Origin of the sequence: Chryseobacterium sp. SIMBA_038 (genome assembly GCF_046535115.1) — a bacterium.
Lineage (GTDB): Bacteria > Bacteroidota > Bacteroidia > Flavobacteriales > Weeksellaceae > Chryseobacterium.
The window spans coordinates 1-269 of record NZ_JAWRXH010000191.1; the positions used below are offsets into that span (position 1 = coordinate 1).

1 pseudogene is annotated in these 269 nt (G+C 36.8%); it reads right to left on the reverse strand.

The window, feature by feature from the left end:
* Positions 1-269: pseudogene (locus tag SB689_RS23240) on the reverse strand (hypothetical protein); the annotation flags it as partial.

Below are 269 nucleotides of genomic sequence, written 5' to 3' on the forward strand. Positions count from 1 at the left end.
GATTTGTTTCTTCAATTTCTCTGTTTTTAGCATTTACCAAATAAGGAAAAGCTACTGTAAGTAAAACTGGCAACGCTAGGATTCTATGCGCATACCCGAATTTAGTTTTTGGTTTTTGTAACATTTTAAGTCTTTTTTTAAGGTTTGAACTTAGAAACGGACTTGCAACAGCTAGCTGTGTTCCGGAAAAGTGGCTTGATAAAAGCATCTGCGCGAATGCTTTGGTGTCCGAATTCTTTACGGCTTTTTTATCAGCCAGATATTCATGG